The sequence below is a fragment of the Sinorhizobium sp. 22678 genome, from assembly GCF_052044265.1.
In the GTDB taxonomy this organism is placed as follows: Bacteria; Pseudomonadota; Alphaproteobacteria; order Rhizobiales; family Rhizobiaceae; genus Sinorhizobium; species Sinorhizobium meliloti_A.
The window spans coordinates 83967-110603 of the sequence record NZ_JBQEMS010000016.1 but is presented as its reverse complement, the minus strand read 5'-3'; the positions used below and the strand labels follow the sequence as shown (position 1 = coordinate 110603).

Annotated in this window: 25 protein-coding genes; 18 read left to right on the top strand and 7 right to left on the bottom strand. The window is 63.0% G+C overall.

Translation table 11 applies throughout. The annotated features are described in order from the left end of the window. Nucleotides 1-88: 88 nt before the first annotated feature. The 9 genes from ACTJKL_RS22300 to rfbD all read left to right on the top strand — a co-directional run bounded on the left by ACTJKL_RS22300 (nucleotide 89) and on the right by rfbD (nucleotide 11257). On the top strand, nucleotides 89-1561 hold the full coding sequence (locus ACTJKL_RS22300) for a DUF6212 domain-containing protein (protein ID WP_440853816.1): 1473 nt from the start codon (nucleotides 89-91) through the stop codon (nucleotides 1559-1561). Continuing rightward, a complete protein-coding gene (locus ACTJKL_RS22295; protein ID WP_411923679.1) occupies nucleotides 1548-4229 on the top strand; it encodes a glycosyltransferase in 2682 nt (893 codons plus the stop codon). The genes ACTJKL_RS22300 and ACTJKL_RS22295 overlap by 14 nt, the downstream gene beginning before the upstream one ends. A 34-nt stretch (nucleotides 4230-4263) precedes the next feature. Next, nucleotides 4264-5442 carry a polysaccharide pyruvyl transferase family protein gene (locus ACTJKL_RS22290; protein ID WP_440853815.1) on the top strand — a complete coding sequence of 393 codons (1179 nt, stop codon included), beginning with the start codon at nucleotides 4264-4266 and terminating at the stop codon, nucleotides 5440-5442. Between the two features lie 42 nt (nucleotides 5443-5484). After that, complete coding sequence (gene wgaE / locus ACTJKL_RS22285) at nucleotides 5485-6657, top strand: galactoglucan pyruvyltransferase (RefSeq protein ID WP_411923677.1); 1173 nt, start codon at nucleotides 5485-5487, stop codon at nucleotides 6655-6657. Between the two features lie 67 nt (nucleotides 6658-6724). Continuing rightward, entirely contained in the window at nucleotides 6725-7816 is a 1092-nt protein-coding gene (locus tag ACTJKL_RS22280; protein WP_411923676.1) for a glycoside hydrolase, read from the top strand. A gap of 22 nt (nucleotides 7817-7838) precedes the next feature. After that, nucleotides 7839-8720 carry a glucose-1-phosphate thymidylyltransferase RfbA gene (rfbA, locus tag ACTJKL_RS22275; protein ID WP_100670226.1) on the top strand — a complete coding sequence of 294 codons (882 nt, stop codon included), beginning with the start codon at nucleotides 7839-7841 and terminating at the stop codon, nucleotides 8718-8720. Continuing rightward, nucleotides 8713-9276: a dTDP-4-dehydrorhamnose 3,5-epimerase gene (rfbC, locus tag ACTJKL_RS22270; protein WP_275599159.1), complete on the top strand. Its 564-nt coding sequence runs from the start codon at nucleotides 8713-8715 to the stop codon at nucleotides 9274-9276. The genes rfbA and rfbC overlap by 8 nt, the downstream gene beginning before the upstream one ends. 11 nt (nucleotides 9277-9287) lie before the next feature. Further along, nucleotides 9288-10358, top strand: coding sequence for a dTDP-glucose 4,6-dehydratase (gene rfbB / locus ACTJKL_RS22265; RefSeq protein WP_440853814.1), 1071 nt, complete (start codon nucleotides 9288-9290; stop codon nucleotides 10356-10358). Beyond that, nucleotides 10355-11257 (top strand): dTDP-4-dehydrorhamnose reductase, encoded by a 903-nt coding sequence (rfbD, locus tag ACTJKL_RS22260; RefSeq protein ID WP_440853813.1) that lies wholly within the window; start codon nucleotides 10355-10357, stop codon nucleotides 11255-11257. The genes rfbB and rfbD overlap by 4 nt, the downstream gene beginning before the upstream one ends. A 47-nt stretch (nucleotides 11258-11304) precedes the next feature. On the opposite strand, the gene ACTJKL_RS22255 is transcribed toward rfbD, so the two are convergent. Beyond that, complete coding sequence (locus ACTJKL_RS22255) at nucleotides 11305-11448, bottom strand: hypothetical protein (RefSeq protein ID WP_198516656.1); 144 nt, start codon at nucleotides 11446-11448, stop codon at nucleotides 11305-11307. Nucleotides 11449-11689: 241 nt separating this feature from the next. Here ACTJKL_RS22255 and ACTJKL_RS22250 point away from each other — a divergent pair, with 241 nt between their 5' ends. The 5 genes from ACTJKL_RS22250 to ACTJKL_RS22230 all read left to right on the top strand — a co-directional run bounded on the left by ACTJKL_RS22250 (nucleotide 11690) and on the right by ACTJKL_RS22230 (nucleotide 14553). Further along, nucleotides 11690-11899 carry a CsbD family protein gene (locus ACTJKL_RS22250; protein WP_003528984.1) on the top strand — a complete coding sequence of 70 codons (210 nt, stop codon included), beginning with the start codon at nucleotides 11690-11692 and terminating at the stop codon, nucleotides 11897-11899. Between the two features lie 207 nt (nucleotides 11900-12106). Then, a complete protein-coding gene (locus ACTJKL_RS22245) occupies nucleotides 12107-12394 on the top strand; it encodes a DUF2934 domain-containing protein (protein ID WP_440853812.1) in 288 nt (95 codons plus the stop codon). 309 nt (nucleotides 12395-12703) lie between these two features. Beyond that, complete coding sequence (locus tag ACTJKL_RS22240) at nucleotides 12704-13201, top strand: BON domain-containing protein (protein ID WP_440853811.1); 498 nt, start codon at nucleotides 12704-12706, stop codon at nucleotides 13199-13201. Nucleotides 13202-13255: 54 nt separating this feature from the next. Then, on the top strand, nucleotides 13256-13615 hold the full coding sequence (locus tag ACTJKL_RS22235; protein WP_440853810.1) for a hypothetical protein: 360 nt from the start codon (nucleotides 13256-13258) through the stop codon (nucleotides 13613-13615). Between the two features lie 155 nt (nucleotides 13616-13770). Then, nucleotides 13771-14553 (top strand): DUF1236 domain-containing protein, encoded by a 783-nt coding sequence (locus ACTJKL_RS22230; RefSeq protein WP_411923670.1) that lies wholly within the window; start codon nucleotides 13771-13773, stop codon nucleotides 14551-14553. Nucleotides 14554-14650: 97 nt separating this feature from the next. Here ACTJKL_RS22230 and ACTJKL_RS22225 read toward each other — a convergent pair whose 3' ends face one another. Then, nucleotides 14651-15730: an AI-2E family transporter gene (locus ACTJKL_RS22225; protein ID WP_440853809.1), complete on the bottom strand. Its 1080-nt coding sequence runs from the start codon at nucleotides 15728-15730 to the stop codon at nucleotides 14651-14653. A gap of 296 nt (nucleotides 15731-16026) precedes the next feature. Here ACTJKL_RS22225 and ACTJKL_RS22220 point away from each other — a divergent pair, with 296 nt between their 5' ends. The 4 genes from ACTJKL_RS22220 to ACTJKL_RS22205 all read left to right on the top strand — a co-directional run bounded on the left by ACTJKL_RS22220 (nucleotide 16027) and on the right by ACTJKL_RS22205 (nucleotide 20994). Next, nucleotides 16027-16911 (top strand): helix-turn-helix domain-containing protein, encoded by an 885-nt coding sequence (locus tag ACTJKL_RS22220; protein ID WP_411923669.1) that lies wholly within the window; start codon nucleotides 16027-16029, stop codon nucleotides 16909-16911. A 125-nt stretch (nucleotides 16912-17036) separates the two neighbouring features. Next, nucleotides 17037-17696: a 2Fe-2S iron-sulfur cluster-binding protein gene (locus ACTJKL_RS22215; RefSeq protein WP_440853808.1), complete on the top strand. Its 660-nt coding sequence runs from the start codon at nucleotides 17037-17039 to the stop codon at nucleotides 17694-17696. 3 nt (nucleotides 17697-17699) lie between these two features. Beyond that, on the top strand, nucleotides 17700-18686 hold the full coding sequence (locus tag ACTJKL_RS22210) for an FAD binding domain-containing protein (RefSeq protein WP_440853807.1): 987 nt from the start codon (nucleotides 17700-17702) through the stop codon (nucleotides 18684-18686). Nucleotides 18687-18708: 22 nt separating this feature from the next. After that, a complete protein-coding gene (locus ACTJKL_RS22205) occupies nucleotides 18709-20994 on the top strand; it encodes a xanthine dehydrogenase family protein molybdopterin-binding subunit (RefSeq protein ID WP_440853806.1) in 2286 nt (761 codons plus the stop codon). A 28-nt stretch (nucleotides 20995-21022) separates the two neighbouring features. Here the strand turns inward: ACTJKL_RS22205 and ACTJKL_RS22200 are convergent, their stop codons facing one another. The 5 genes from ACTJKL_RS22200 to ACTJKL_RS22180 form a co-directional block, all read right to left on the bottom strand. Further along, on the bottom strand, nucleotides 21023-21871 hold the full coding sequence (locus ACTJKL_RS22200; protein WP_018098832.1) for a phytanoyl-CoA dioxygenase family protein: 849 nt from the start codon (nucleotides 21869-21871) through the stop codon (nucleotides 21023-21025). Between the two features lie 49 nt (nucleotides 21872-21920). Further along, entirely contained in the window at nucleotides 21921-22913 is a 993-nt protein-coding gene (locus tag ACTJKL_RS22195; protein WP_018098831.1) for an ABC transporter permease, read from the bottom strand. 12 nt (nucleotides 22914-22925) lie between these two features. After that, nucleotides 22926-23930 (bottom strand): ABC transporter permease, encoded by a 1005-nt coding sequence (locus ACTJKL_RS22190; protein ID WP_275599148.1) that lies wholly within the window; start codon nucleotides 23928-23930, stop codon nucleotides 22926-22928. A 1-nt stretch (nucleotide 23931) separates the two neighbouring features. Beyond that, nucleotides 23932-25425, bottom strand: coding sequence for a sugar ABC transporter ATP-binding protein (locus tag ACTJKL_RS22185; protein WP_100670242.1), 1494 nt, complete (start codon nucleotides 25423-25425; stop codon nucleotides 23932-23934). Between the two features lie 100 nt (nucleotides 25426-25525). Next, entirely contained in the window at nucleotides 25526-26509 is a 984-nt protein-coding gene (locus ACTJKL_RS22180) for an ABC transporter substrate-binding protein (protein ID WP_100670243.1), read from the bottom strand. Between the last annotated feature and the right edge of the window lie 128 nt (nucleotides 26510-26637).

Below are 26637 nucleotides of genomic sequence, written 5' to 3'. Positions count from 1 at the left end.
GAGGTTCTGGGGCAAGAATATTTCCAGGCCATCAATTTCATCTTCTGGATAAATCGATTTATTCTGGGGTCGCTGCGTGCAAGAGTTGATGTCTTCTAACGTGAGGCAGTCGCCGGCGAAGCGAAGGCTCGTTGTGGCGTCCGGTCTGGACCGGGAAAATTTCGAAGGGAGCGACATCGAGCATCTGGTGCATTTTCTCGATCCGGATGCAGCGTCGCGATCCCCCCTGCAGAACGCCTTTCCTCTGATCGCGCTTGCCTTCTCGGATGAGGGTGAGGCCGATCTGCGGGAGGCGCTTGCGTCGATCAATGCTCTTGGCACCATTCCCGAAATACCGCTTCAGCGGATCGACGTGGGCGGTAAGGCGGAGAGCCTTGCGCTCGTGCAGTCGCTGGTGGAGGGTGGAGTGGGCCGGCTCTCCCGCTTCACGTCGTCGGTAACCGCCGAGCTCGCCATTCTCCGGCGTGAGCGGGAAACGCTGCTCGAAAATTACCGCGCGCTGGAGGATGCCTTTCAGGCCCGCAACTGGGAGCCGGTCGCGGAGATATTCGCCCATGATCCTTATGCCGACCCGAAGGACGAGGGCATCGGGCAGCTCCTTGCGACCGGATGTGTCGAGCAGCTTCTTCCGGTCTCCAGTCTCGGCGTGGCCGGGATCGCGCTGCACCTTCATTCCGTGCCCAGGGACGGCGGCGAGCTGATCGTCATGCTGGGCTATGTCGAGAACGGCGAGGGCGTGGCCGAATGGACCGTCCCCTATGCACAGCTCGCGGCAAACTGGAATTTCCTCGCCCTGCCACGCGCTTGCGGCGGCGCAGCGAGAACGCTGCGGCTCAGAATCTCCACGACCGGCACGGAGACTGTAGGGCTTTCACTCGGATATCCGATCGCGAGCGAGCGGTACACGGCCAGATCGGAAACCCCGCATCCTGATCTCGATCTCCGGCCCCTGGCGTTCCGCGTCTTTACGGGACTGCCCGGCGTCAAACCGACGCGCATGCCGAACATGATCGCTCCCACCGCCTTGCTCGAGGGCCATTTCATCGAGGACTATCGCGTGGCGGTCGAATTGCTGAGCCAGATCGTCGACGTATCGGTCACGCCGGTCGTTCCCGAGTTCCAGACCGTCCGCTTCCTCGAACACGAGAATGCGGTCGTTTGCCACCCGCTGCCGAGCGGAATCTCCGCCGGCACGATCGGCCGCGCCGTGGAACCCGGCACCATCTCCTTCTCCGCAAGCGCGATCATCGATCACCCGAAGGGCGCACCCGCGGCCGTGAGCTTCCTGCTCGCTCCGGCGAACTCCAATGCGCGCTCGGAAGTGGCGGAGCTCGCACGCAAGGGGGCTGCCAAGCCGTCGGCTTTCTTCAGCGGCTGGCGCGAGGTCACCGCCGAGCAGGCGGTCAACGTGAACTTTCAATTGGACAAGCCCGTGCGTGAGCCGATGGACCTCATGATCCTCAGCCGAGCGGTGACGGATACGGTGGATTTCTCCTGGCTCAAGGTCTCCGGCTTCCGATTGGTAAAGCAGTCCGCAGGGGCGTCCAATGTCCGGAAATAAGGAAAACTCGGACCTGATCGTGGTGGCAATGCCGCTTTATGGCCATGCGGCCCTCGTCCTGGAGGCGATCGAGTCCGTGCTTGCTTCGAAGCTTGCCGGGTGCAGGGTGGCAGTCGTGGTGTCCGTCGATGGTGATCCGCGGCAGGAGACATTCGATCAATTGCTGCTCTATGCGGCGGCCCATCCTGCGGTTCATGTGCTTTTTGGGGCCAATGCCGGGCCGGGCGGGGCGCGCAATCGCGCGATCGACTACGTGCTCGCGAATCTGCCGGAAGCCGAGGCGGTCTATTTTCTCGACGCCGACAATCGCGTCTTGCCCGGGACCATCGAGACTCTCTACCGGCAACTGCGCGCCAGCGGCTGCGGCTGGATCTATACCAATATCGACACGTTCTCGGTGAGTTGGCGCGCTCATTACGGCAATCGCTACTCGCGGCTCCTGCACTGCGTCACGGACAATATTTGCGACACCGGCTCGATGATCTCGATCGACGTGTTCCGGGCGGGGGTCCGCTTCGACGACGACAGGCAAAACGGTTTCGAGGATTGGGAATTCTGGCTGTCCTGCATCGAGCAGGGCTTCGTGGGGGCGCCGTGCCACGACACGACCTTCGAATACCGGCTGAGGGCGGAAAGCCGCTTCAAGGAGGCGAATCGCGATCGCGCCGCCTCGGTGAGCTTCCTCAGAAAGCGTCACCGTGCGCTGTTCCAGCGGCCAATGCTGGTCGATTTCGAGCACGAGGAATGCCCGCGCTATCTTTTCGCACGGACGGAAGACGCCGCCATTTCGTTCTTCACGGATCCGACCAAAACGGCCAAGCGGCTTCGTCTCGACGATATCATTCCAGCCTTCTGGGCGAGCATCGGCGAGCCGGACAACGTTCACTTCCCGCCCTTCCTGATCGCCGGAAGCGGCGCCACCCTCGACCTGCTGCTGCGCTCACGCATGCTGCCGAACGTGCTCTCGCACCTGGAGCGCCTGAGCGAGAAGGCGAACGTGGTCTTCGTCCAGCTTGGCAACGATGCGGCGCAGCGCAAGATCGAGCCGGTATTCCTGGAGGCGGGCGCCCAGCACAACGCGCCGGCCGACCTCATCTTCCTGTCCACTTCGCTCGTGCGCGATGTCATTCACAACAAGGCGCTGGACTGGTTTGCCTCCATCGGCAACCAGCAGGTATGGCCGACATCGGCAATTCTGAAAGTCCGCTTCCCTTTCCCGAGAAGCCTGCCCCGACGCTCGCTCATCACGCCCCAGCAGGTGATGATCAACTGCGTCAACGCCATCGCGACCAGTCCGCTGCGGCGGACCGCCGGCAAACGCTGGACCTGGCGTCCGGCACGGCTCGTTCCCTATTCCGACCTCCACAAGGCGCTTCGCCATGAGATCGGTGGCTCGCCGGTGTTGCCGCTCGGTCATAGCGAGGGGGGCAGGAAGACCGCAGCCCTGCTTGTTCCGAATGCATCCTTCGGCGGCGCCGAGAAGGTCGTATATGCGGCCTCGCGCGAGCTGAAGGCCGCCGGCTACGAGACCCATCTCTTCGTGCTCGGCACATCCAGGATGGATGTGATCGATGAGTTCGATCAGAGCTTCGACTATATTCACTTCTGGGACCAGGGCATTCCCGCCTGGGGTGGCTCCGGCTCTTTCCTGGGGCAGGACTTCATCGCCGAGGGCCACGACGTCGATTGGGCCGCGCTCAAGGGTCAGCTTTCCGGCTTCGACCTGGTGATCAACAATCACGTCATGGCGGTGCATCCGCTTATCGCACGGTTGCGCTCGGAGGGGACGCGCACGGCCTGCTACCTTCACGTGGTCGACAATACCGGCTTCAAAAGGCCCGCCGGCCAGCCCTTCGCGGCGATAGCCCACGAGCATTGCTACGATGCCTTCCTGACCTGCTCGGAGCAACTCAAGATCTATCTGCACAGCTTCGGCGTTCCCTATGAAAAGATCTTCGCCGTCCCCAACGGCGCGAGCTTCTCCGTGCCGCCCAAGGTGCTCGCGGAGGTGCTGTCGGTCAGGCGCATCGAACGCAAGGACGATCGGCTTCGGGTCCTCTATATGGGCCGGCTCGATCAGCAGAAGGGGATCGACCGTCTCGCTGCGGCGTTCGCCGAATTGCGGGCTTCGCGCGTGCCTTTCGATGCCCGGGCGATCGGCGGGGAAATCCTCGCGGATGCCACCTTGTCGTGGACGGATCGCCTGAGGGACCTCGGCGTCGAGGTGCGCCCGCCGGTCTTCGCAAGCAAGGATCTGATCAAGGCACTCGGTTGGGCGGATGTCCTTTTGATGCCGTCGCGCTGGGAGGGCGCTCCCTTGATGATCGCCGAGGCGCAGCAGCTCGGCTGCGTGCCGATCGCGACGTCGGTCGGTGCCGTCGACGAACTCATAACCGACGGCGAGGACGGCATCCTCATCGAGGCCGCCGCCGATCCGCAGGTGGTCCGGGACATGGCAAAGGCCATCGAGGAGGTGGCCCACAACCGTCAGATGCTCGACCCCCTCATGGAGGGGTGCCTGAGAACGGCGGCACGCCGCTCATGGACGTCCTCTTTCTCCGAGTTCCTCGGCTGGTGCGACCGTTCCGTGAACAATTCGTCGCTTTCGCGCGCAACGGTCATCCGTGGGCGCGAAGCATCCAATCCCGGAGTTGCGGCCGTGGGCTGAGGCCCCGCCGGTTTCAAGAAGAAGGGTCGATTGCATGCGTCCACGGATCCTCGTGACGGGAATTCCTGGTCATTACACGCGCCTCGCCAACGGCGCCCAGGGATTGTCCGTCTCCTATTCGGAGCGACAGAAACAGCCCGAGACGAAGGAGGAGTTTCTCCAGGAGCTTCGCAATATCAGCAATACGGGAAATTACCTGATCGGCGAGGGGGCGCTGCGCGCGATTGCCCCGCATGCGAAGCAGGTCCCGTTTTGGCACCTTTATAATTGCAGCCAGAACGGCGTCGGACTCGACGAGTTCAACGCCAATTTCGACATCTGCGTCTTCACCTGCGCGAACCTTCTGCGCAAGGGCCTGTCTGCGGATGCCGAAGCGGAAGTGCTTGGCAAGCTCAAGATGCCGATCGTCATGCTCGGTATCGGCCTGCAGAACCGCCGAGACCTTGAAAACAGCCTGCCGGAAGGTACGAAGCGGCTTCTGGACGTTCTCAAGGAGCGTGAGCACTATTTCCTGACGCGCGGGTTCGAAACCGCCGGTTTCCTGAAGGACCAGGGCTTCTCCTATGTGCAGCCGACGGGCTGCCCTTCCATCTATCTGATGCCGCACAATATGCGCGCCTCGCTGAAGAAGCTGCCCAATGTACCGGTCGGCAATGCGCGGACCATCTTCTCCGGCTATCTGGGTGCCAACCACGATTGCATCGTCGACGCCGCGGCGCTGGCGCCCGAGGGTTCGCGGCCCCAATACGTCATCCAGGACGAGTTCCTCCATTTCGACATGAACGTCGAAGCGAACGGCGACGGCCGGGTCTACGACTCCGCCTCCGGCACGATGCTCGGGGAACTGAGCTATCCGGGCACTGAAAGACTGAAAACGCCCTTCGACGTGCGGACCTTCTTCGATACGAACCAGTGGCGTGCCTGGGCGTCTTCCATGGATTTCAATTTCGGCCGGCGTTTTCACGGCTCGATCATCGCGATGCAGGCGGCCGTGCCGAGCCTGATGGTGGCGGTGGACGACCGGATGCGCGAAATGCTCGGCTACACGGGCCTGCCGGCGATCGACGCAGTCGAGGTCGACAAGGCGGAAAACCGGGCCGAATTCGTCGCCGACCACCTGGCCGGGCTCAATGCTTCCGAACTGGTCGACAGATATTCCGATCGCGAGCGCACGTTCCGCTCGGCTCTCCGGGAGATCGGGATCGGGCAATAAATCTACGCGAGCGTTTGCAGGCTCTAATCTCAGGTGTAATCGATGCGTATCTTGCTTACGGGAATCCCGTCCTATCTGCAGCGAACCGTCTCGGGCGTGTCCGGCGCGGAGGTTCGGCACAGGCCCTATTTCGACGAGGTCAGAACCAAGAAGGAACTGATCGATCAGGTCAAGAAAATCGCCAATACCGGCAACTATCTGATCGGCGAGGGCGCGGCCCATGCCCTGCGCGGGCATGACGTCACCTATTTGCCCTTCTGGCATCTCGTCAACAACAGGAATTCCGACGAGGCTTATGAAAGCCTCAACGAGGAATTCGACATCTGCGTCTTCGCGTCGGCCAACCTCCTGCGCCCGGGCTACTCGGCGGATCTCGAAGCGGAAGTGTTCGAGAAACTGAAGATGCCGGTGGTGATCATGGGGATTGGTATCCAGCGGCGGGAAGGGCTCAAGGAAAACCTGCCTGCCGGCACGCTCAAGTTCCTGGAAGTGCTGAGGAACAAAGAGAGCTTCTTCCTCACGCGCGGTTATTTCACGGCCGAGTTCCTGAGAGAGCAGGGGATGAAGTTCGTCAAGCCGACGGGTTGCCCCTCGCTCTTCTTCGCGCCGGCCGAGATGAAGCGTTCGCTCGCCGCGCTCGCCAATCCGGATCTCGCTTCCTCCCAGAAGATCGCCTTCGGAGGCTATCTCGGAAGCGTGGCCGATACGATCGTCGATGCCCACGCGCTGCTGAGACCGGAGAGCGTCGCGAGCTACGTCGTCCAGGACGAGGTGGTCGCCTACAATCTCTCCCTTCCCGTGGACGACGACTTGCCCGTTTACGACCGAGCAAGCGGGCGCATCACCGGCCAGACCGCCTACAAGCATTCGGAGAAATGGCAGCGCAAACACGAGCTTCTGGTGTTCTTCGACACCAATCAATGGCGAAGCTGGGTCTCCGCGCGCGATCTCTGCTTCGGGCGCCGATTTCACGGCTGCATCATCGGCATGCAGGCGGGCGTACCGTCGCTCATGATCGCGGTCGACGATCGCATGCGGGAAATGCTGGAATTCATCGGCTTCCCCTACATGGAGGCGGCAGTCTGGAACCGGGAGCCGGACAGGAAGGCCTATCTTGCCAGCTTCCTTTCCAAGATCGATTCGCAGGCTGTCATCGACCGGTACTCGGCCTGTGAGACCAACTTCCGCAATGCTCTGGCGCATGTCGGGCTCTAGAGCAATTCCGGGGATAGTGCGCAGCGGTTTGCGGCCCGGAACTTCGGCGAAGCGAGGAGCAGCAGCATTGCTCCTCGGCGCCTTGCTGGCGCTTTCCGCACCCGCGCATGCCGATGAAGCTTCGGCGGCTCGCATTGGCGTCAATCGGATGAATCTCGCCTGGCTGCCCCGGGGCGACCAGGAGAGAATACTGACGGACATAGCCGCCAGCGGCGCGACGGATGTCCGGCTTTCGCTTTCGCGTCCGGTGGACAAGAGCATAGAGGCGCTGGCAATCGCCCACCGCCTGGGTCTGCGCATCCTTCTCGAGATTCAGTTGGGAAACAAAAGCTACTATCCCCAGAGCCTCAGACCGAGAACGGGCCATGGCCGTATCTGGGACGTCTTTCGACTGTCGGATTTGGATCTCGCCCGCTATCGCAGGGAATTGCGGCAAGCGCTTCAACGCATCGATGCCCTCGGCGTGCGTCTTGTGGCGATCGAGCCGGGAAATGAAATCAACTATGCCGGCTACAACGGCGATCTTGCCGTCTATCGAGAGCCGGGCGTCCGGTCACCGCGCAGCATCGCCGAGCTACGGGAGCGGACAAGGTTTGAACGCGGCCTCGATAACTACGTCAAGGCGCTGGAGATCAGCCGATCGGAGCTGCGCAAAACCGTACACAGCCGCAACGCAGCCGTCATTTCCGCCGGTCTCTCGGATATGAGCGCCGCAGAAGCCGACAGGCGCGGGATGGAAAGGCTCGATCCCGGCGAATTCGTCGCGCTCCTTCGTCAACGCGGCATCGACAGTCTGGTCGATGCCTATGGCATCCACATCTACCCCGGAAGGAAAGCCGCGCCAGCGATTGCAGCGCGGGTCAGAAGCATTCTCGATTTCTGCCGGACCGCGGGAACCGGCAAGTCCTGCTGGGTCACGGAATGGGGAATCGCAAACAAGGCGCGCTCCTGCCCGGTGGACGATCGATCGCGAGGGGAGGCGATCCAGGTCATGCGCGCGACCTTCGGCGAACTGATCGAGGCAGGCCGGCTGACGGCTGCCTATTACTACGACTGGGACACCGAGCCTTCCTATAGCCTCTGGCGCTGCGGCAGGCTCAGTCCCGTCGGCGCCGCGGCGATCGGACCGGGCGACGGCGCAGGAGCGCAAGCAAGATGATGGCCTCGACCGGAGTGGGCGCATGAAGGGCATCATCCTTGCGGGCGGCCGGGGAACCAGGCTGTACCCGGTGACGATCTCGGTTTCGAAGCAACTGCTCCCTGTCCATGACAAGCCGATGATCTATTACCCGCTCGGCATGCTGATGCTGGCCGGTATTCGCGAGATACTGGTGATCACCATGCCCAGGGACCGGCCGCTGTTCGAGGAGCTGCTGGGGGACGGCAGCCAGTTCGGCCTCGCGATCTCCTATGCCGAGCAGCCGGAGCCGAACGGACTCGCCGAAGCCTTCGTCATCGGCCGGGATTTCATCGGCAACAGCTCGGTGGCGCTTATCCTCGGAGACAATATTTTCTACGGTGCCGGCCTGCCCGAGCTTTGCGGCGATGCCGCGGCCCGGTCGAGCGGTGCCACGATCTTCGCCTATCGTGTGGATGATCCCGAGCGCTACGGCGTCGTCAGTTTCGACGGAGAGACCGGACGGGCCGTGACGATCGAGGAGAAACCGGAGCGGGCGAAATCCAGCTGGGCGGTGACCGGCCTTTATTTCTATGAAAACAGCGTGCTTGACATCGCTTCTTCAATCAAACCTTCAGCGCGGGGCGAACTGGAAATCACCGATGTGAACCGGGCCTATCTGGAGCGCGGCGACCTTCACGTCTGCCGCCTCGGGCGAGGCTATGCCTGGCTCGATACGGGCACGCACGACAGCCTGCACGATGCCGCTTCCTTCGTACGCACGATCGAGCACCGGCAGGGCGTCAAGATCATGTGCCCGGAAGAAATCGCCTTCGAGCTCGGCTATGTTTCGGCGGATCAGGTGCTCGAGCGTGCCGCCCTGCTCGGTAAAAACGACTATGCGATCTATCTCCGGCGACGGGTCAGGGAGCTCTCGGATGCTTGAGGTAAGGCCCCTTGGCCTCGACGGGGTCCTGGAGATCGTCCCGCACAGGCTCGGCGACGAGCGGGGCTTCTTTTCGGAGACCTACAATGCGGAGACCCTCGCCGCCAACGGCGTCGCGGAGACCTTCGTACAGGACAACCATTCCTATTCCGCAGCTGCGGGCACGCTGCGCGGCCTGCACTATCAGCTCCCGCCCAAGGCGCAGGCAAAGCTCGTTCGGGTCGTTCGAGGCAGGGTGTTCGATGTCGTGGTCGACATTCGCAAAGGTTCGCCGACCTTCGCGAAATGGGTCGGTCTCGAACTCTCGGCCGAAAAATGGAACCAGATTCTGGTGCCTGTCGGCTTCGCCCACGGCCTCGTCACGCTCGAGCCGGAAACGGAAGTCCTCTACAAGGTGAGCGAGCATTACAGCGCCGAGCATGAGCGGTCGATCCGATACGACGATCCCGAGATCGGCATAGGCTGGCCTGCCGCTACCGACCATCTGCAACTGTCCGCGAAGGACAGGAACGCACCATTGCTCCACGAATCCATTGTTTTCGAGTTCACCGCATGAGGGGAGAAACCATGCGAGTTTTGGTAACGGGTGGCGCGGGTTTCATTGGATCGGCGGTTTGCCGGCATCTGATCCGAAGCGGGGCCGAGCGCGTCGTCAATGTCGATAAGCTGACCTATGCCGGCAGCCTTGCATCGCTACGGGCGGTGGAAAGCGATCCGCACTATGCTTTCTACCGGGCCGATATCCGCGACGAACAGGTTCTGCTGCAGATCATGCGCCGGGAGCGGATCGATGCGATCATGCATCTTGCTGCCGAGAGCCATGTCGACCGTTCGATCGAGAGCCCCGACCCGTTTATGGAGACGAATGTCCTCGGCACGGTGCGATTGCTCAACGCCGCACTGGCCTACTGGTCGGGGCTCGGCACCGAGGAGCGAGAGCGCTTCCGGTTTCACCATGTCTCGACCGACGAAGTCTTCGGCGACCTTCCGTTCAACCGCGGGATTTTTTCCGAGGAGACGCGCTACGCACCTTCGTCCCCCTACGCGGCCTCGAAAGCGGCAGCTGATCATTTCGCACGTGCGTGGCACCACACCTACGGCCTTCCGGTGGTCGTTTCGAACTGCTCCAACAATTACGGCCCGTTCCATTTTCCCGAGAAGCTGATCCCCCTGACGATCATCAACGCCATCGAGGAGAAGCCGTTGCCGCTCTACGGCTCGGGAGCGAATGTGCGGGATTGGCTCCATGTCGACGATCATGCGACTGCGCTGGAACTGGTCATAAGCCGGGGCAGGCCAGGGGAGAGCTACAATATCGGCGCCCGTGCCGAGCGCAACAATCTGTCGGTCATGGAATGCATCTGCGATCTGCTCGACGCCCGGTCGCCGCGAAAGGGCGGTAATAGCTATCGGGACCTCATCACCCTTGTTCCGGACCGGCCCGGTCACGACCGGCGCTATGCGATCGACCCCTCGAAGGCCGAGCGTGAGCTTGGCTGGAGGCCGAAGCGGAGCTTCGAGGGCGGACTGAGCGAGACTGTCGACTGGTTCCTCGCAAACAAGTGGTGGTGGGAGCCGATCCGGCGCGAGCGCTATTCCGGCGCCCGCATCGGCGAGCAGCATCGGAGCGTCGCGTGAGGATTGCCGTGACCGGCTGCGAGGGGCAGTTGGCCCTCAGCCTGGTGGAACGGTCTGGTCGTTGGCCGGGCGTGGAAGTCGTTACGATCGGGCGGCCGCATCTCGATCTCAAGGAGCCGGCAACGATCCTGCCGGCGATCGAGCGGTGCCGGCCGGACCTCGTCGTCTCCGCAGCAGCCTATACGGCCGTCGACCAGGCCGAAAGCGAACCGGAGGCGGCGTTCGCGACCAACGCGTTCGGGGCCGGCGCGGTCGCTGAGGCGGCCGCATGCCTCGAAGTGCCGATCATCCATATCTCGACGGACTATGTCTTCGACGGGAGCAAACAGGGGAGCTATGTGGAGGGCGACACACCGGCTCCGCTCAGCGTCTACGGCGCATCCAAGCTTGCCGGAGAAACCGCAGTTGCCGAGGCAACGCCCCGCCATCTCATCCTTCGCACGGGCTGGGTCTACAGCTCCTTCGGGAAGAACTTCGTCAAGACCATCCTGCGGCTCGCAGAGGAGCGCGAGGATATCGCGGTCGTCGCGGACCAACAGGGAAATCCGTCATCGGCGATCGACCTTGCGGATGCCATCCTCGATATTTCGGCGCGCCTGACGAAATCCGATCAGGACGCCGCCTTCGGCCTCTACCACCTCGCTGGCACGGGCGTCGTAAGCCGGGCCGATTTCGCGCGGCATGCTCTTTCGGCGAGCCGTGCCGAAGGCGGTCCCTGGGCGCATGTTCGGGAGATCGCGACGGGGGCGGTTCCGACACCTGCAACCCGCCCTCCGAACTCCTCGCTGTCAAGCGCCAAATTCACCGCGGCGTTCGGCCGGGCCATGCCTGCCTGGCAGGATTCGGTGGAGCGAACCGTAAGGCGGCTTGTCGGGAGCATTTCGAGTGAAACCCGTTAGGGCGGAGCGCGGACGGAAAGCCGCACGCACTTTCAGGCCGAAACGATCTACTGCCGGGCTGCCGCCTGTTGGGCGTCGGCACGCGCGGGCGGATCGGGCGCGGCCCATTCCGCCGCCGCGATGGCGGAGCCGAGCAGGAGGGCGGGTAGAGCGAGCGCCGCGAAAAACCGGAGCACGTGACGGCGACGCATGCGCTGCTTATCCCGATCGTAAACCATCGTCCGCCCCGCTTTGGATAGATTGGAAACAGTCCTCGCGTGATAGAAGCAGAGAAGCCCCGCAAGGTCGAGTTCCCTGGGTAACACAACTTTGTGTCTGTAACGTCACGGCCGACGGCCGGTCTCCCGGAAAGCACGATCGCGGCGGGCTCGATGAACCAAATGCGTTCTCATGAGTTCCATCTTCGATACAATTGAACCAGGAGGACTACTCATGGACTGGAATCGTGTGGAAGGTAACTGGAAGCAGGTCAAAGGCAAGGTCAAGGAGCAGTGGGGCAAGCTCACCGACGACGATCTGGACCAGATCTCCGGCAGCCGCGAGCAGCTCGAAGGAAAGATCCAGGAGCGTTACGGAATCGAGAAGGACCGCGTAAGGCGCGACATAGACGATTGGTACGGCCGCCAGACGTGGAATTGGTGATCAGCAGACGCCGGTCGAGACCCGCCTTGACGGGTCTCGATCCATGCCCAACGATTGTTCCCCTTGCTGAAGGCGAAGATATTTGCCCGACAAACCACGGATAGTCGATCTTGGCTTCCGCCGCCGGAGCTATGCGCCTATGCTCGCGATGGGAGTCCGAAGCCGGCAGATCGGCACTAACCTGCGTTTCGCTCAGGAGGCTCAGCCATGACCACCGACAATGAACGGGACAAGCGCATCCGCGCACGCGCCTATGAGCTGTGGGAAAATGACGGAAGACGTCACGGAGACCATGAGCGGTACTGGCACGAAGCCGCTCGGGAGATCGATGCGGAGGCTCAGTCGGATCTTGCCTCGGACCTGCAGGCCGGTGGAATGCAGCCCGACGGCGGACCGGCCGGGAGCGTCGGGAGCATCGGAAATGAAGGCCCCGATAAGGCCAAGGCTCCGCCCCGCGGCGCCGGCCCGCGGCGGGGCACGGCGAAGAAACTATAAAGAAGGCTTCGGTGCAGCTGGGGAAGGCCACGGGCCCCTGAGGCTGTGTGTCCCCGACGGCCCTGCAACGGCGCCTGCGGCGTAGCCAATCAGACCGAGTTCAGCTCTCCTTCGTAATTCTGTTCAGGCCTCGGCTCGTCGACCGTGCCGTCACGGTCGGTCTGTCGTGGATCTGACCCGGAGCGGAACAACGAGAACCCGGGTTGGTTACCAGTGATCGCACTCGCCAATGGGTCATGTCACCGCAAGCCGGATTGAACAAAAGCCTGCCGGTTTTGTTTGACCTCTGCAAAATGAAAGGAGATCGCAATGAAAGTGCCCCGTAAGGATAAGGCGCTCTCGCGCGACGAGGATTATCGCGACTATGAGGAGCGCGATCTTCGCGAAGGATGGCCCTACGCGGATGGCAGCGGCAGTACATCGAGCAGCCCCGAAAACAGAAGCTACGGCGCTACCGGCGCGAATTTCGATGAGGACCGCGGAAAGGGCTTCATCGTGGATGAGGCCGGCGCAGACGGTCTTGAGGAAAATTCCCCGGACAATGGTCGTCCTCTGCCGCCCGACCGCATCGACAGCGACGAACTGGAAGCGGTGATCACGGATCTGCTTAGCCAAAGCGGTGAAGCCGAGCCCAACAGCATCGACGTGCGCGCCGACAAGGGCATCGTAACCCTGGAGGGTGCTGTCGAAACCTTGGCGATGGCGCGCCGGCTCGCGGCAGCGGTGGAGGCCTTGCCCGGGGTGCTGGAGGTTCGCAACAATCTTCAAACCCTTGGCGTCGATTCCCACATGCCTGACGACGGCTAGCGACGACGCCTTTGCGGTAGCGCCGCCGCCGCCGGGACATCGATGGAGGGTCCAATGTCAGTGTTCGAGGTATTGGCCGAGCAGGAAGTGGCCGAAGAGCTCGGTGTCGCCGTGGTCATGTTGACCCGCGAGGATGGCCGTGGTCTCCCCCGCAAAGGGATAATGCTCACGCACGAACTCGTCGACGACGCGTTCGAAGGTGACCGGGGACGGGCGGCTGAAGCAGCAAGATCCGGCGTGATCGACCATGAGGCGATGCGCCGGATCGACAGTCCGGACAGGCTGGTTTATCACCCGCGAGACGCAGCCGATCCTTCGGGATGGACGCTTGCCGCGTTCAGCCGCGACGATTTGGGACTGTTCGAAGGACCTGTCCGTTCCGGTGGGGCCGGGGCGGGCGGCATCCAGGCTTAGAGTGCTTCAAGGCAAGTGTGTAGCGTCTTCCCGTCCGGAAGTGCGCACACACTTTCCTCATCCCGCTCCTACTCTGCACAGGCGGGGTTGCCAGGGAACAATCCTGTCAATCCGCAGTTGGCTACTCGAAGGGACGTTCGAATGGAGAACATCCGATGAAGGGTATCCTTATCAAGAGTGCGCTCGCTTTGAGCCTCGGGGTTGCGTCCACCCCGGTCTTTGCACAGACGGAACAGCCGGCACAGGGCCAATCCACCGATTGCCCGGCCGGGACGGAATGTCCGCAGGGCGGCGCGCAACAGGATCAGCAGCCTGACGCTCAAGGGGGTGCGACACAGCAGGACGGGCAGACGGGCCAGGACCAGCAACAGCCGGCAGATCAGCAACAGCCCGCCGATCAGCAGCAACAGCCCGCCGATCAGCAGCAACCGGCCGACCAGGGCCAGCAGCAGGATCAGCAAGATCAACAGAAGCAGCCTGACCAACAGCAGCAGGACCAGCAGGGGGAAACAGGCACGCAGCAGGATCAAGGCGGCTCGCAAAGCGGGGAGACGGGAACCGACACGCAGACCAAGCAGCAGGACTCCGAGCAGCAGCCCGCGCAGGGCGAAACCAAGGAACCCGCTCAAGGCCAGTCCCAGTCGACCGAGCAGGGTCAGTCCTCCGGCTCTTCCGGAGATGTCGACGTGACGGTAGAGCAGAAAACCGAAATCACGCAGATCATCAAGGAAGAGAACGTCGAGCCGATCGACGTCGACTTCGACGTATCCGTCGGAGTGGCAGTACCGGAAACCGTCAAGGTCAAGCTGAAGCCGCTTCCGACCCGCATCGTGAAGATCGTGCCGAGATATGAAGGTTACCTGTTCTTCATCCTCGCCGATGGTCGGATCGTCATCGTCGAACCTTCGTCGCTGGAGATCGTGGTAATCCTCGCCTGACAGCTTGCCTGATGAAGCTGCCCGTCTGATTCTTCAGGCGGGCCATTCTCCTCGACCCACGGTCGTGCGCCGTGGGGTTTCGATCCTTTCCGGGGCCTCAAACCTCGGGGTTCGAATTGTGCCGGCGCCAGATATCCAGGAGCAGCAGCGTCACCGTGAAGGCTACCGGGCCGATCACCAGCCCAGCCGACCCGAATACGATTATGCCTCCGATCATGCTCATGAACGCCGTCAGCGTGTGGAGCTTCAGGCGATCTCCCACGAAGATGGGGTAGAGAAGATTGTCGATGGTCGCGACCACTCCGGCGCCCCAGGCGACGAGTATAAGCGCCTTTCCCCACTCGCCGCCCAGGGCCAGCGACAGCGCGGCCGGAAGCCAGACGATGAAGGCGCCGAGCACCGGCACGACGGCGAGCAAGCCCATGGCGAGGCCCCAGACTACGGGCGCCGGCAGACCGAGCAACCAGAACATCAGGCCGCCCATCGCGCCCTGTACGGCAGCAACGGCCACCGTGCCGAAGACGACGGCCTGCACCGTTTCGTTTACCCGCGTGAACAGCCGGTTCATCTCCTGCGAGCTGAGAGGGGAATATTCCTTCAGCGCGCCCAGTGCCTGCTGGCCGTCACGCAGGAAATAGAACAGAAAATAGAATGTCAGGATGGCGTCGACGATCTGGGCAACGGACCCACGCACGAACGAGGCGCTGAAGTTGGTAAGCCAACTGGTCGCGCTGCCTGCGATCCCGGCCAGATCGAGCTGCGTTTCGACCCAGACGACGACCGGTGCAAGGCGTGGATGGTTGGCGAGCGCATCGCTCCATTTACCCGACCTCACCGCTTCCTCGACGATCTGTGCCCCCTTGGCAGCCTCGTTTACCAACCGTTCCGCCATGAAGGTGAGCGGAACAGCCACGACGAAGACGGCGATCGCCACGGTCGCCCCGGCGGCGGCTTCCGGGTAGCGGAAGCGTTTTTCGATCCGACGATGCAGCGGCCGGAACATCACAGTGAGCACGAGCGCCCATGTGAGAGCGGGCAGGAAGGGCACCGCGAGGAAGTAGCAGACGACCAATCCCACGGCGAGCGCGACAAGGATTGCCAATGTCCGCGACCGCCGCGGCGTCAGTAGGCGGTCTGGAGCATCCTTTTCCTCAGCTACGGAAACACTCTTCGCCATCGCGTTTTCTTCGCTCGTTTGGGGCAGTTCGGGTCCAGTCGGACAGACTTGTCAAAAGATAACGCATCTCACCGAAAGACGTTGCGACAGCCAGATGCAAACGGGCGCACCAAGCGAGCAATTGTCCCGGCAGTTCCCGTTGGTCTCGGCTGGTGGGAGCCACTACACGACACTTTGAACATGGTTTGGTGGCGCAACCGGCGTGGATGCTGGAGAGTTCGTGCGGGCGAGAAGGTGAGGACCCTGGGGGGTGGCGATGGCGCGGTTTTGGTTCGGTAGAACACAGGACGATAGATATGTCTTTCAGGCCGCTTTTCGGTAGTGGGCGAATCCGGGCTGCCGGAGAGCAGCCGGCGCAGCCCACGACAGCTTCCTGGGCCGGTTCCTCGGTCGTTTTCGATCGTCGGCGGTGGGCGTGCCGGGAAGCCGAACTTCGCTGGACGGCGCCGCATCACGTACTCGTCCTGACGGAGGAAGGCGCCACATCCCAGACCTCCATCCGATCCGATGGAAAGATGGTTTATGAGGGGCGGGACCGATCTGGTGCGATAACGTTCGTGCCCGCGGGGGTGGAACGCCTCGGTGCCTATCGCGACGTCGACCTTATCTATTCCGCCCTGTGGATCAAACCCCGGTCTATCTCTCCCGCCAGTGATCACCTGCAGGAATTGCCGGTTCTGATAAACAAGAGCGACAATGTGATCTGCGCGCTGTTGCAATCGTTGAGCAGCGAGATATCCAGCGGCCATATCCCCGACTCGGCCTATATGGAACATCTGATTGCACTCGTCACTTTGCGGATACGTGGCTTCGCTGATGAGCCCGTACCGGTTCCCCGCCATGGCTCCCTCGGCAGCCGCGTCGTCAAACGGGTCCGTGACTATATAGACGCACACTTGGACGGCGACATTTCCCTCGGCGATTTGGCCGAGGTCGCCGGTGTTGCCTCGGATTCTTTTGCGCGTCGCTTCAAAGTCACGACCGGCTTCGCGCCTTACGCCTATGTGCTCGAGGAACGCATCCGGCGCTCGGAAGTGCTCCTGTGCGAGACCGACACGACGCTGAGCGCGATCGCGTTGAGCTGCGGTTTCTCGAGCCAAAGCCACTTCACCACGACATTCAAGCGCCTGCGAGGTGTCACCCCGCACGCCTATCGGTCGAAAGTTATTCCGGAATCCTGATAACCCCGCCGATTTCCTGAAAGAAATGGCAGGCGCGGGAGGCCATGTTGTCTCCTGTCGATGCGCGCCGCTCGGCGCTTCCAGGCGGCGGGAATCCACCTCGCAGTCGAATCCGGAGATGACTCATGGACGAAACGCAAAAGGGCAATGGGCCGACGCGAAGGGCGGTGCTCGAGGGCGGTGCAGCCACGACCCTGCTCCTCATCGCCGGCCTGCCCGTCGGGCGTGCCGCTGCAATCGGTGCTGCCGGTGCACCGTCAGCAGGCCCGGCGTCCACGCTGCCGGTGCTGCTCAACATCAATTCCACTAACGTCGCGGTGGAAGTGGATCCGCGGACCACGCTGCTCGACACCCTGCGCAACCATCTCGGTCTCACCGGTTCGAAAAAGGGTTGCGACCATGGTCAATGCGGAGCCTGCACCGTTCTTGTGAACGGACGCCGGATCAATGCCTGTCTGACGCTCGCCGCAATGCATGAAGGCGATGAGATCACCACGATCGAGGGCCTTGCAGGTGAGGACGAACTTCATCCGATGCAAGCAGCATTCATCGAACACGATGGTTTTCAGTGCGGCTATTGCACACCCGGACAGATATGCTCCGCAGTCGGAATGCTGCGTGAGGTCAGCGAAGGTTGGCCGAGCCACGCAACCGCCGATGTTGCGGCCGCCTCCGCCAATCTCACCGATGCCGAAATTCGCGAGCGCATGAGCGGCAATCTCTGCCGTTGCGCCGCTTACCCCAACATCGTAGCCGCCATTCGCGATGCGGCAGAGAGGTCTTGAAGCATGCAGCCCTTCTCCTATCAGCGGGCCGACACAGTGGAGACAGCCGTTGCGGCTGTGGCGGGTCGGCCGGCGGCACGTTTCATCGCCGGCGGCACCAATCTCCTGGATCTGATGAAGCTGGGTATCGAGCGCCCGGATCATCTCGTCGACATCGGCCGTTTGGAACTCGACCGTATCGAGCCGACCGAGAAGGGCGGATTGCATATCGGCGCTCAGGTCCGCAACAGCGATCTCGCCGCCGATCCGATCGTCAGGGCACGCTACCCGGCTCTGTCTCAGGCGCTGCTGGCGGGCGCCTCCGCCCAGATACGAAACAAGGCTTCGACAGCCGGCAACCTTCTCCAGCGTACGCGATGCCCCTATTTTTACGACCGCAACATGCCTTGCAACAAACGAGAACCGGGCGCCGGTTGCGCCGCACTCGAGGGCTTCAACCGGATGCATGCGGTCATCGGAACGAGCCAGGCGTGCATTGCCGTGCATCCCTCAGACATGGCGGTCGCCATGGCGGTGCTCGACGCTGCAGTCGAAACCGTCTCACCGGGAGGTGAAACGCGTTCGATCCCGATCGGAGATCTCTACCGGCTGCCTGGCACGACGCCGCACCAGGAGACCGTGCTTGCCCACGGCGAAATGATCACCGGCGTCACACTGCCGCCACCACCGGCGGGCCGGCAGGCATATCGCAAGGTGCGCGACCGCGCCTCCTACGCGTTCGCCCTCGTTTCCGTTGCAGCGATCATCGAGGTTTCCGGCAATCGGGTGCGAACCGCTCGTGTCGCCTTGGGCGGCGTTGCGCCGAAACCCTGGCGGGCCCTGGAAACCGAGAGCAGGCTCGCGGGTGCGGCACTATCGGACCATGTGCTGACGGACGCCGCGGAGGCCGCCCTGGCGGGAGCCGCCGGGTATGGCGGGAACGACTTCAAGATTCCCTTGGGCAAGCGGACGGTGCGTTACACGCTCGCTTCCCTGGCCGAACAAGCATGATCCGAGCAAACTGGTGGACACTATGACGGATAAGGCGCAGCGAAATACCACAAGCGGTGGCGGCAGCCTCATAGGCAGACCCATCGACCGCGTCGATGGACCGGTCAAGGTTACCGGCACCGCCACCTATGCCTACGAAGTTGCGGAGGGCCCGCCTCCGGCTTTCGGTTTTGTGCTGGGTGCGGGCATCGCCAAGGGTCGCATTCTGGAAATCGAAACCGGCCAGGCCGAACGAACGCCGGGCGTCCTTCACGTGATGACGCATCTGAATGCACCGCCGCAACCGGAATTTGGTCCAGCCGTCACGCCGTCCGTGCGCGATGTTTTCACCCGTGCGCGACCCGTGCTCCGCGACGACCGCATTCGCCACTATGACGAGCCCATCGCTCTTGTGGTCGGCGAGACCTTCGAGGCAGCACGCGCCGCTGCGGCCCTCATCAAGGTGCGTTACGACGAAGCAGCCGGCGACTTCGGCCTCGAAGAGCGCCGCGGAGCGGCCTACGCACCGCAGCGGACCAATGCAGGCTTTGATACGGATAGTGCAGTGGGCGATTTCGATGCAGCCTTTGCCGAGGCGGCGGTGCGGATCGACATGACCTACCGTACGCCCTATCAGCACCACAATCCGATGGAGCCCCATGCGACGTTGGCGATCTGGCAGGGCGACGACGTGACGATCCATACCTCGGCCCAGACCCTCTCGAACTTTCGTGCCGGTCTCGCCGCGACCCTCGGCATTCCTCTCGAGCGCGTGCGCGTGATCAGCCGTTACATCGGCGGTGGTTTCGGCTCCAAACTCATTGTCCATGCCGATTCGGTGCTCGCGGCTCTGGCCGCGCGCATTCTCGGAAGACCCGTCAAGGTCGCCCTGACGCGCCAGCAGATGTTCGCCAATGCCGGGCACCGTGCGGAAATGCTCCAGAACGTTCGATTGGGCGCGAGCCCCGACGGAAAACTGCTTGCTCTCGGACACGATGTCTGGTCGGCAACCTCTCGCGTCGAGGAATTCTGCGAGCAGACGGCGGTCTTCGCCCGTTCGCTCTATGCCGCGCCCAGTCGCCTGACCCGCCACCGGCTCGTTCCAGTCGACCTCAACAGAGGCGAGTGGATGCGATCTCCGGGCGAGGCGCCAGGCATGCTCGCGCTGGAATGCGCCATGGACGAGCTGGCCGAGCGGCTGGGTCTTGACCCGATCGAGCTCAGGATCCGCAACGAGCCCGATCTCGATCCCGAGCGCGGGGTGCCGTTTTCCACGCGTAACCTCGTGGCATGCATGCAGGAGGGCGCGCGGCGCTTCAATTGGGAGCGGCGCAGGTCGGAACCGGGCAGCCTGCGCGAAGGGCGGAAGTTGGTTGGCCTCGGCATGGCGGCTGCGATCCGGCCGAACTACATCGGAGCGGCGGCGGCTTCGGTTCGGATCGATGCGGAGGGGCGAGTGACCGCTCGCCTCGACATGACCGATATCGGTACGGGGACCTACACCATCCTGACGCAGATAGCCGCCGATGCCCTCGGCGTTCCGATTGCGGCAGTCACGATCGAGCTTGGAGATAGCCGCTTTCCCTTGACCGCAGGCTCCGGCGGCTCCTGGGGAGCGGCAAGTGCCGGGACGGCCCTCTTGCGTGCGTGCGAGGCACTGAAACGCAAGATCGTGGCCGCGCTGCGCACGCAAAAGGGTGCACCCGAACAGAATTCCGGGACTGACGACGTCTCGATGGTCGCAGGAACGGTCCGCTTCGGCGAACGGACGGAAGCATTGCCGGAATTTATGCGGCGCGTCGCACCCGAAGGGCTCGATGCCACGGGCTCGGTCGAGGCCGGTGCGAGCACCGAGAGCTACCGCGCATTCTCGCAGCATTCGTATGGCGCGCATTTCGCCGAGGTGAGCGTCGATTGCGACACGGGAGAGGTTCGTGCGAGGCGCTTGCTCGCCGTGATCGGCGCAGGCCGTATTCTCAATGCCAAGACGGCGCGTTCACAGATACTCGGAGGTATGATCTGGGGTCTCGGCGCAGCCTTGATGGAGGAATCCGTCCTTGACCGCCGCCACGGATGTTTCGTCAATCATGACCTTGCCGAGTACCACGTTCCGGTCAACAGCGACGTTCCCGACCTCGATGTCGTGTTCATGGAGGAGAGCGATGACAAGGCCAACCCTTTCGGCGCAAAGGGCCTCGGAGAGCTCGGCGTTTGCGGTGCCGGCGCGGCGATCGCCAATGCGGTCTATAACGCCACCGGAGTAAGGGTTCGCGAGTTCCCGCTGACCCTGGACAAGGTCCTGCCGGGCCTGGCGACGGTTGCGCTTTGAATTCCGGCGAAAGCGAGCTGTGGGACTCTCAGGTCGGTGTCGAGCCCATCACCAGACCTTCGATGTCGTGCTTCTGCGTGACGGGGATCAGTTCCTCGACGACCCTGCAGACGAGGTGCTGCTTCACCAGAACGGGCAGGGCATCAAAGTAATCCTGTGTCACCATCATGTCGTGCAGTTCGGCGTGGCCGGCGCCGGGCGCGTCGACGCCGAGGACCATGACCGGACGGGCGATCGGCGAAGCATGTTCCGTACCCCGATGGATGGTAAGCGCGGAGCGGCACGAAACATCCCCCAGCTTCGGATACTTGCGCGTCGCGAGCTCCTGAAACTCAGGCCACCTCTCCTTGGGCGGGAACATTTCATGCTTCCACTCCCTGCCGTCGAGCCACTGGGTGCCGGGCGCGATCTCGAACGGACCCATGTCCTCCGTTACGTCCACGCCGGTGAGGTTGAAGGCAAGCGAGGTGATGCGGCGCTCGACATACGTTTCGGGCGGCGAGGGGAAGTCGCGGTGCCAGGGCTGGTACTTCGCCCCCTGGAACGGCACGTCGAAACCGATCTCGACGATCTGATAGTCGGGACCGAGCACCGCCTCGCACATGCCGGCCACCCACGGATGGGTGACGAGGTCGACGAAGCCAGAAAAATCCTGCGGATGGATCTCGACGTACCAGCGGCGCGGGCCACGGCCGACGGCGCCACCCGGCCGCTGAATGGCCGACCAGAAGGCCGTCATCATGTCCTCACGCATCGTTTCGGCCCATTCGCGTGAGAAGGCACTCTTCAGTCCGGTAATGCCCTCCCGTTGCAAGGCTTCGACGGACGCGCTGAAATCGTAGCCCGACCGGTTTTCATGTGTTGCTGTCGTAGTCATCACATCTCCTCTTGCTTCGCATTGTCGCGGGCTTCACCATGGCCGCATCTCAGATGCGTTCCTCGCCTGTTCGGCGTGACATCAATCGCGCCTGAAGAACGACGACGATCAGCAGGAAGCCGCCGCGGATGACGGATTGCCAATAGGCCGAAAGGGAAATCCACCCGAGGCCGTTCTCGAAATTCAAGATATTGAACACCATCGCGAGCAGAAGGGCGCCGGCAAGCGTCGCCCCGACAGAGCCCGAACCGCCTGTCAGAAGCGTACCCCCGACGACTACGGAGGCGATCGCGAAGAGTTCCCAGCCGACTCCCTCGGTCGGTTGGCCGGCACCGAACTGCGAGGCGAGGATGACGCCTGCGAGCCCCGCCAGCGCGCCGGAGCCGACATAGACGGCGGCGAGCGTCCGCCTCACCTTGAGGCCCATCAATGCGGCCGTCGCTTCGCCGTCGCCGATCGCCAGCACATGGCGGCCGACAGGCAGGCGTTCGAGCACCAGCCAGCCGGCAACATAGACGAGAAGGGCGATCCAGGCGGGAATCGGAAAGCCAAGGAAGTCGTCCTGGCCTATCGCCGTGAAGCCGCTGTCGTAGGAAACGGAGACGGACTGGTTTCCCGCAAGCAGCAAGCCGGTGCCGTAGGCCGCCAGCATTGTTGCGAGCGTCGCGATAAAAGGCTGGATGCGCATGACGGTCACGGTGAAACCGTTCAATGCTCCGACGGCAAGACCCGCCGCGATGCCGCCGAAGAGACCTGCGGCCCAATGATAGGGCGACAGAAGCGCGGCGACGACGCTCGCCATGGCTGCGGTACCGCCGACGGAGAGATCGATGCCCCCGGTCATGATGACGAAGGCCATGCCCAGCGCGATCAGCGCGAACATGGAGTTGTAACGCAGGAAGCTCAGGATGTTGTATTGCGACAGGAAGTTCTCGTAGCGCAGCGCTCCGAACAGGATGAGGCCGAACAGTGCCAGGATGACGCCGAGGCGGGCCATATCGCCGGGGGACTTGAGGGCAAGAGCCTTGAGGAGTGAGTTCATCGGCATTCTCCCTCACGACTTTCCGGCGCGCTGCTGGATGAACACCGCAAGTAAGATCAGTGCAGCCTTGACGATCAAGGCGGCCGCGTCCGGCACGCCATTGGCCAGCAGGGTGTAGCGCACCAGCTGGATGACCAGGGCGCCGATCACGGTGCCGACGATGTTTGCCCGCCCGCCGGTCAGAAGCGTCCCGCCGACGGCGACTGCGGCGATCGCGTCGAGCTCCATGCCGAGGCCGACGAGGTTCGCGTCGCTTGCGGAGTTGCGCGCGACGACGATGAGGCCCGCCACCCCGGCAAGCGCGCCGCTGATCGTGTAGACAAGCAGTTTGACGCGGTGGACGGGTATGCCGGTGAGGCGTGCGGCCTTCTCGTTGCCTCCGACCGCGATGACCTGCCGCCCGAACACCGTGTAGCGGATTGCCGCCCAGGCGATCGCTGCGATCGCAATCATCAGGATCACCTGGGCGGGAATGCCGGCGACACGCCCCAGGGCGATGAATTGGAAACCTTCGTTCCGGAAGACCTGCAGGTTGCCGTTGGTCATTACCTGGGCGATGCCGCGGCCTGCGATGAACAGCACGAGGGTCGCGATGATCGGCTGGATGGCGAAACGGGTCACGAGCAGGCCGTTGAAAAGACCGAGCAGCCCCGTGGCGACGACCGGCAGAACGAAGGCCAGCGCCACGGCCACGGGCATGGAGGAGACCGGAAACAGCGTCCCCATGAAGATCATCGGCGCAAGCGCACCGCCGATCGCCATCAGGGAGCCAACCGAAAGATCGATGCCGCCGGTGGCTATCACGAGCGTCATTCCGATGGCGACGATCACGATCGTAGCGACCTGGGTGAGATTGACGTTGAGCGTCTGCAGCGACAGGAAGTTCGGAGTGAAAACGACGTTGAACAGGATCAGGGCGAGGAAGGCGGCGACGGTGCCGTAACGCCCGGCGAGCCTAAAGAAACGTTTGCCGGAGGGGACGGTGCCTGCGGTCGCCTGGGTCTCGATCGTCGTCATGCTACTCCACCTGATGTGCCATGGCGGCAAAGAGCGCAGCCTCGCTCAATTCCTTGCGCGGCAGCACGGCGACCGAGGTTCCGTCGCTGAGCACGGTTACCCGGTCGGCCGCCGCCAGCAATTCCTCGAGTTCGGACGAAATCATCAGCACGCCGAGGCCCTCGTCGGCGAGCCGGCGCAGGAGGCGGAGGATTTCCGATTTGGCGCCGATATCGATGCCGCGGGTCGGCTCGTCGACGATCAGGAGCTTGGGATCGGTGCAGAGCCACCGGCCGAGCAGGACTTTCTGCTGATTGCCGCCGGAAAGTTCCTTGATAGGCTGGTCCGGCGAGGTGCATTTGATGCCCAGCGCCGCGATGTAGCGAACCACGATTTCATCCTGGCGGGCGCGATCGACGATACCGGCGCGGGCGAGCTTCGGCAGAAGCGCGAGCGTCATGTTTTCGCGAATACTCATATCGGGAATGATGCCGTCGACCTTCCGGTCCTCGGCGACGAGCCCGATGCCGTCGGCAATTGCGTCCGCGGGCTGGCGATAGGAGCGGGCTTCGCCATCGTAGCGAATTTCGCCGCGCTGCAACCGCTCGGCGCCGAAAATCAGGTTGGCCGTTTCGGTTCGGCCGGAGCCGAGCAAGCCGGCAAGCCCGGAGATCTCGCCTTCGCGCACCGTGAGGCTCACATCCCGCACGCGGACGCCGGCGCCCGCATTCCGGACCGATAGCCGCACCGGTCGCTGTGCGCCCTCGTCGGCGTCCTTGGCGATCGCTTCGAAGGCCGCGAGTTCTTTGCCCAGCATATGGCGCACCAGTGCGAGCTTCGGCATGTCCGCCATTGCGGCCGTCGCCACGGTCTTGCCGTCACGCATGATGGTGACCCTGTCGCAGATCCGGTAGAGCTCGTCGAGACGATGGCCGATGAAGACGACCGAGACGCCGCCGCGTTTGAGCGTCCTTATGGTGTCGAAAAGGATGCCGACTTCCCGCTCGTCGAGGGAAGAGGTCGGTTCGTCCATGATGACGAGCCGTGCCTTCTGTGTCACGGCGCGCGCGATGGCAACCATCTGCCGGGTAGCGGCGCTGAAGCCGGCGACGGGTTGATCGACGTCGATCTCCAGATTGAAGGTCCGCAGCACGTCGGCGGCGCCTTGTCGCATCGCGGCCCGGTCGATCATGCCGAAGCGGCGGGGTTCGCGCGACAGATAGATGTTTTCGGCGACGGAGCGCTGCGGGGCGAGGTTGATCTCCTGGTAGATCGTCGCAATGCCTCGGGCCTGGCTCTCCGCCGGCATGCTGAAGGATACGTCCTCTCCCGCAAAGACGACCGCACCCTCGTCGCGGCGGTACGCGCCGGTCAATATCTTGATGAGCGTCGACTTGCCCGCGCCGTTCTGCCCGACGAGTGCCATGACCTCGGCTTCGCCGACTTCGAGAGAAGCCGCGCGGAGCGCCGGAATGCCGTTGAACGACTTGCAGATGCCCTGCATGGACAGAAGCATAAGTCCTCCCGATGCCGATCTGTCTTTTTCGCGGCCGATTTCGCAGCGATTGCGGACTTCGCCACCCGGCCGGAGCGACCCGGCCGGGTGGCGAAGGATGTCAGTAGGCGTTGGCGAGTTCGGCAGCCGCGTTTGACGCGTCGTAGAACTTGTCCTCGTTTATGACCGTGGGATCGATCTTCTCGCCCTTGGCATAGCGCAGCATTGTCTCGAAGGCCTTGGGTCCGAAGCGTGGATTGCACTCGACCACCGCGGCGATCTTTCCATCGATGACCGCCTGCACCGCTTCCTTGCCGCCGTCGATCGACAAGACCAGGACGTCCTTGCCCGGGACCTTGCCCGCCGCCTCTATTGCGGCAATGGCACCGATCGCCATCTCGTCGTTATGGGCATAGACGATGTCGGCATCCGGATGCGCCTGCAACAGGGCTTCGGCGACCTGCCGGCCCTTGTCGCGTGCGAAATCGCCCGACTGCGAAGCGACGATCTCGAAGCCGCCTGCCGCCTTGATCGTCTCGTCGAAACCTTTCTTCCGGTCGTTGGCCGGCGACGAGCCGGTCGTACCCTCGAGCTCGATGATCTTCGATTTGCCGTTGGCATTCTTGACGAGCCACTCGGCGATGCGCCTGCCCTCTTCGATGAAATCCGAGCCGATGAAGGTCACGTAGTCCTCGCCGGCCTTGGCAAGCGACGGATCGACGCTGCGGTCGAGCAGGATGACGGGAATGCCGGCCTTCTTGGCGGCCATGACGGCGGGGATCAACGGCTTCTCTTCGCGCGGCGCCAGGAAGATCAGGTCCACGCCTTGGGCGATCATCGAGTTGACGTCGGCCACCTGCTTGGCCGCGGACCCGGCGGCGTCCGTGTAGACGAGCTGATGGCCGAGCTTCTCAGCCTCGGCTTTCATGCTGTTTGTCTGGGCGATGCGCCAGGGATTGTTGGATTCCGTTTGCGCGAAACCGACCTTATAGGTCTCCTTCTGCGCCAGTTTGGGCAGTTCCGCGAAAGCGACGGTGCCGGCGACGGCGATTGCGCCGGCCGCCGTGGCCGCAAGCATGAACGCGCGACGTGAAATCCTGTTCATCGTGTTCTCTCCTCCCGGTTTGCCGGTACTCCTCTACCGGCTGCGAGCAACTTTATGCTTCACAGGGGAAAACCTTGCGCTAATATTATTAGCAGTCAAGGCTAAAGTTATTAGCACATGCACAAATT

What these genes read in the sequence shown, in the direction of transcription:
- ACTJKL_RS22300 (WP_440853816.1), top strand. Translation starts at nt 89, where the DNA reads ATGTCTTCTAACGTGAGGCAGTCGCCGGCGAAGCGAAGGCTCGTTGTG.
- ACTJKL_RS22295 (WP_411923679.1), top strand. Translation starts at nt 1,548, where the DNA reads ATGTCCGGAAATAAGGAAAACTCGGACCTGATCGTGGTGGCAATGCCG.
- ACTJKL_RS22290 (WP_440853815.1), top strand. Translation starts at nt 4,264, where the DNA reads ATGCGTCCACGGATCCTCGTGACGGGAATTCCTGGTCATTACACGCGC.
- wgaE (WP_411923677.1), top strand. Translation starts at nt 5,485, where the DNA reads ATGCGTATCTTGCTTACGGGAATCCCGTCCTATCTGCAGCGAACCGTC.
- rfbA (WP_100670226.1), top strand. Translation starts at nt 7,839, where the DNA reads ATGAAGGGCATCATCCTTGCGGGCGGCCGGGGAACCAGGCTGTACCCG.
- rfbC (WP_275599159.1), top strand. Translation starts at nt 8,713, where the DNA reads ATGCTTGAGGTAAGGCCCCTTGGCCTCGACGGGGTCCTGGAGATCGTC.
- rfbB (WP_440853814.1), top strand. Translation starts at nt 9,288, where the DNA reads ATGCGAGTTTTGGTAACGGGTGGCGCGGGTTTCATTGGATCGGCGGTT.
- ACTJKL_RS22255 (WP_198516656.1), bottom strand. Translation starts at nt 11,448, where the DNA reads ATGCGTCGCCGTCACGTGCTCCGGTTTTTCGCGGCGCTCGCTCTACCC.
- ACTJKL_RS22250 (WP_003528984.1), top strand. Translation starts at nt 11,690, where the DNA reads ATGGACTGGAATCGTGTGGAAGGTAACTGGAAGCAGGTCAAAGGCAAG.
- ACTJKL_RS22245 (WP_440853812.1), top strand. Translation starts at nt 12,107, where the DNA reads ATGACCACCGACAATGAACGGGACAAGCGCATCCGCGCACGCGCCTAT.
- ACTJKL_RS22240 (WP_440853811.1), top strand. Translation starts at nt 12,704, where the DNA reads ATGAAAGTGCCCCGTAAGGATAAGGCGCTCTCGCGCGACGAGGATTAT.
- ACTJKL_RS22235 (WP_440853810.1), top strand. Translation starts at nt 13,256, where the DNA reads ATGTCAGTGTTCGAGGTATTGGCCGAGCAGGAAGTGGCCGAAGAGCTC.
- ACTJKL_RS22230 (WP_411923670.1), top strand. Translation starts at nt 13,771, where the DNA reads ATGAAGGGTATCCTTATCAAGAGTGCGCTCGCTTTGAGCCTCGGGGTT.
- ACTJKL_RS22225 (WP_440853809.1), bottom strand. Translation starts at nt 15,730, where the DNA reads ATGGCGAAGAGTGTTTCCGTAGCTGAGGAAAAGGATGCTCCAGACCGC.
- ACTJKL_RS22220 (WP_411923669.1), top strand. Translation starts at nt 16,027, where the DNA reads ATGTCTTTCAGGCCGCTTTTCGGTAGTGGGCGAATCCGGGCTGCCGGA.
- ACTJKL_RS22215 (WP_440853808.1), top strand. Translation starts at nt 17,037, where the DNA reads ATGGACGAAACGCAAAAGGGCAATGGGCCGACGCGAAGGGCGGTGCTC.
- ACTJKL_RS22210 (WP_440853807.1), top strand. Translation starts at nt 17,700, where the DNA reads ATGCAGCCCTTCTCCTATCAGCGGGCCGACACAGTGGAGACAGCCGTT.
- ACTJKL_RS22205 (WP_440853806.1), top strand. Translation starts at nt 18,709, where the DNA reads ATGACGGATAAGGCGCAGCGAAATACCACAAGCGGTGGCGGCAGCCTC.
- ACTJKL_RS22200 (WP_018098832.1), bottom strand. Translation starts at nt 21,871, where the DNA reads ATGACTACGACAGCAACACATGAAAACCGGTCGGGCTACGATTTCAGC.
- ACTJKL_RS22195 (WP_018098831.1), bottom strand. Translation starts at nt 22,913, where the DNA reads ATGAACTCACTCCTCAAGGCTCTTGCCCTCAAGTCCCCCGGCGATATG.
- ACTJKL_RS22190 (WP_275599148.1), bottom strand. Translation starts at nt 23,930, where the DNA reads ATGACGACGATCGAGACCCAGGCGACCGCAGGCACCGTCCCCTCCGGC.
- ACTJKL_RS22185 (WP_100670242.1), bottom strand. Translation starts at nt 25,425, where the DNA reads ATGCTTCTGTCCATGCAGGGCATCTGCAAGTCGTTCAACGGCATTCCG.
- ACTJKL_RS22180 (WP_100670243.1), bottom strand. Translation starts at nt 26,509, where the DNA reads ATGAACAGGATTTCACGTCGCGCGTTCATGCTTGCGGCCACGGCGGCC.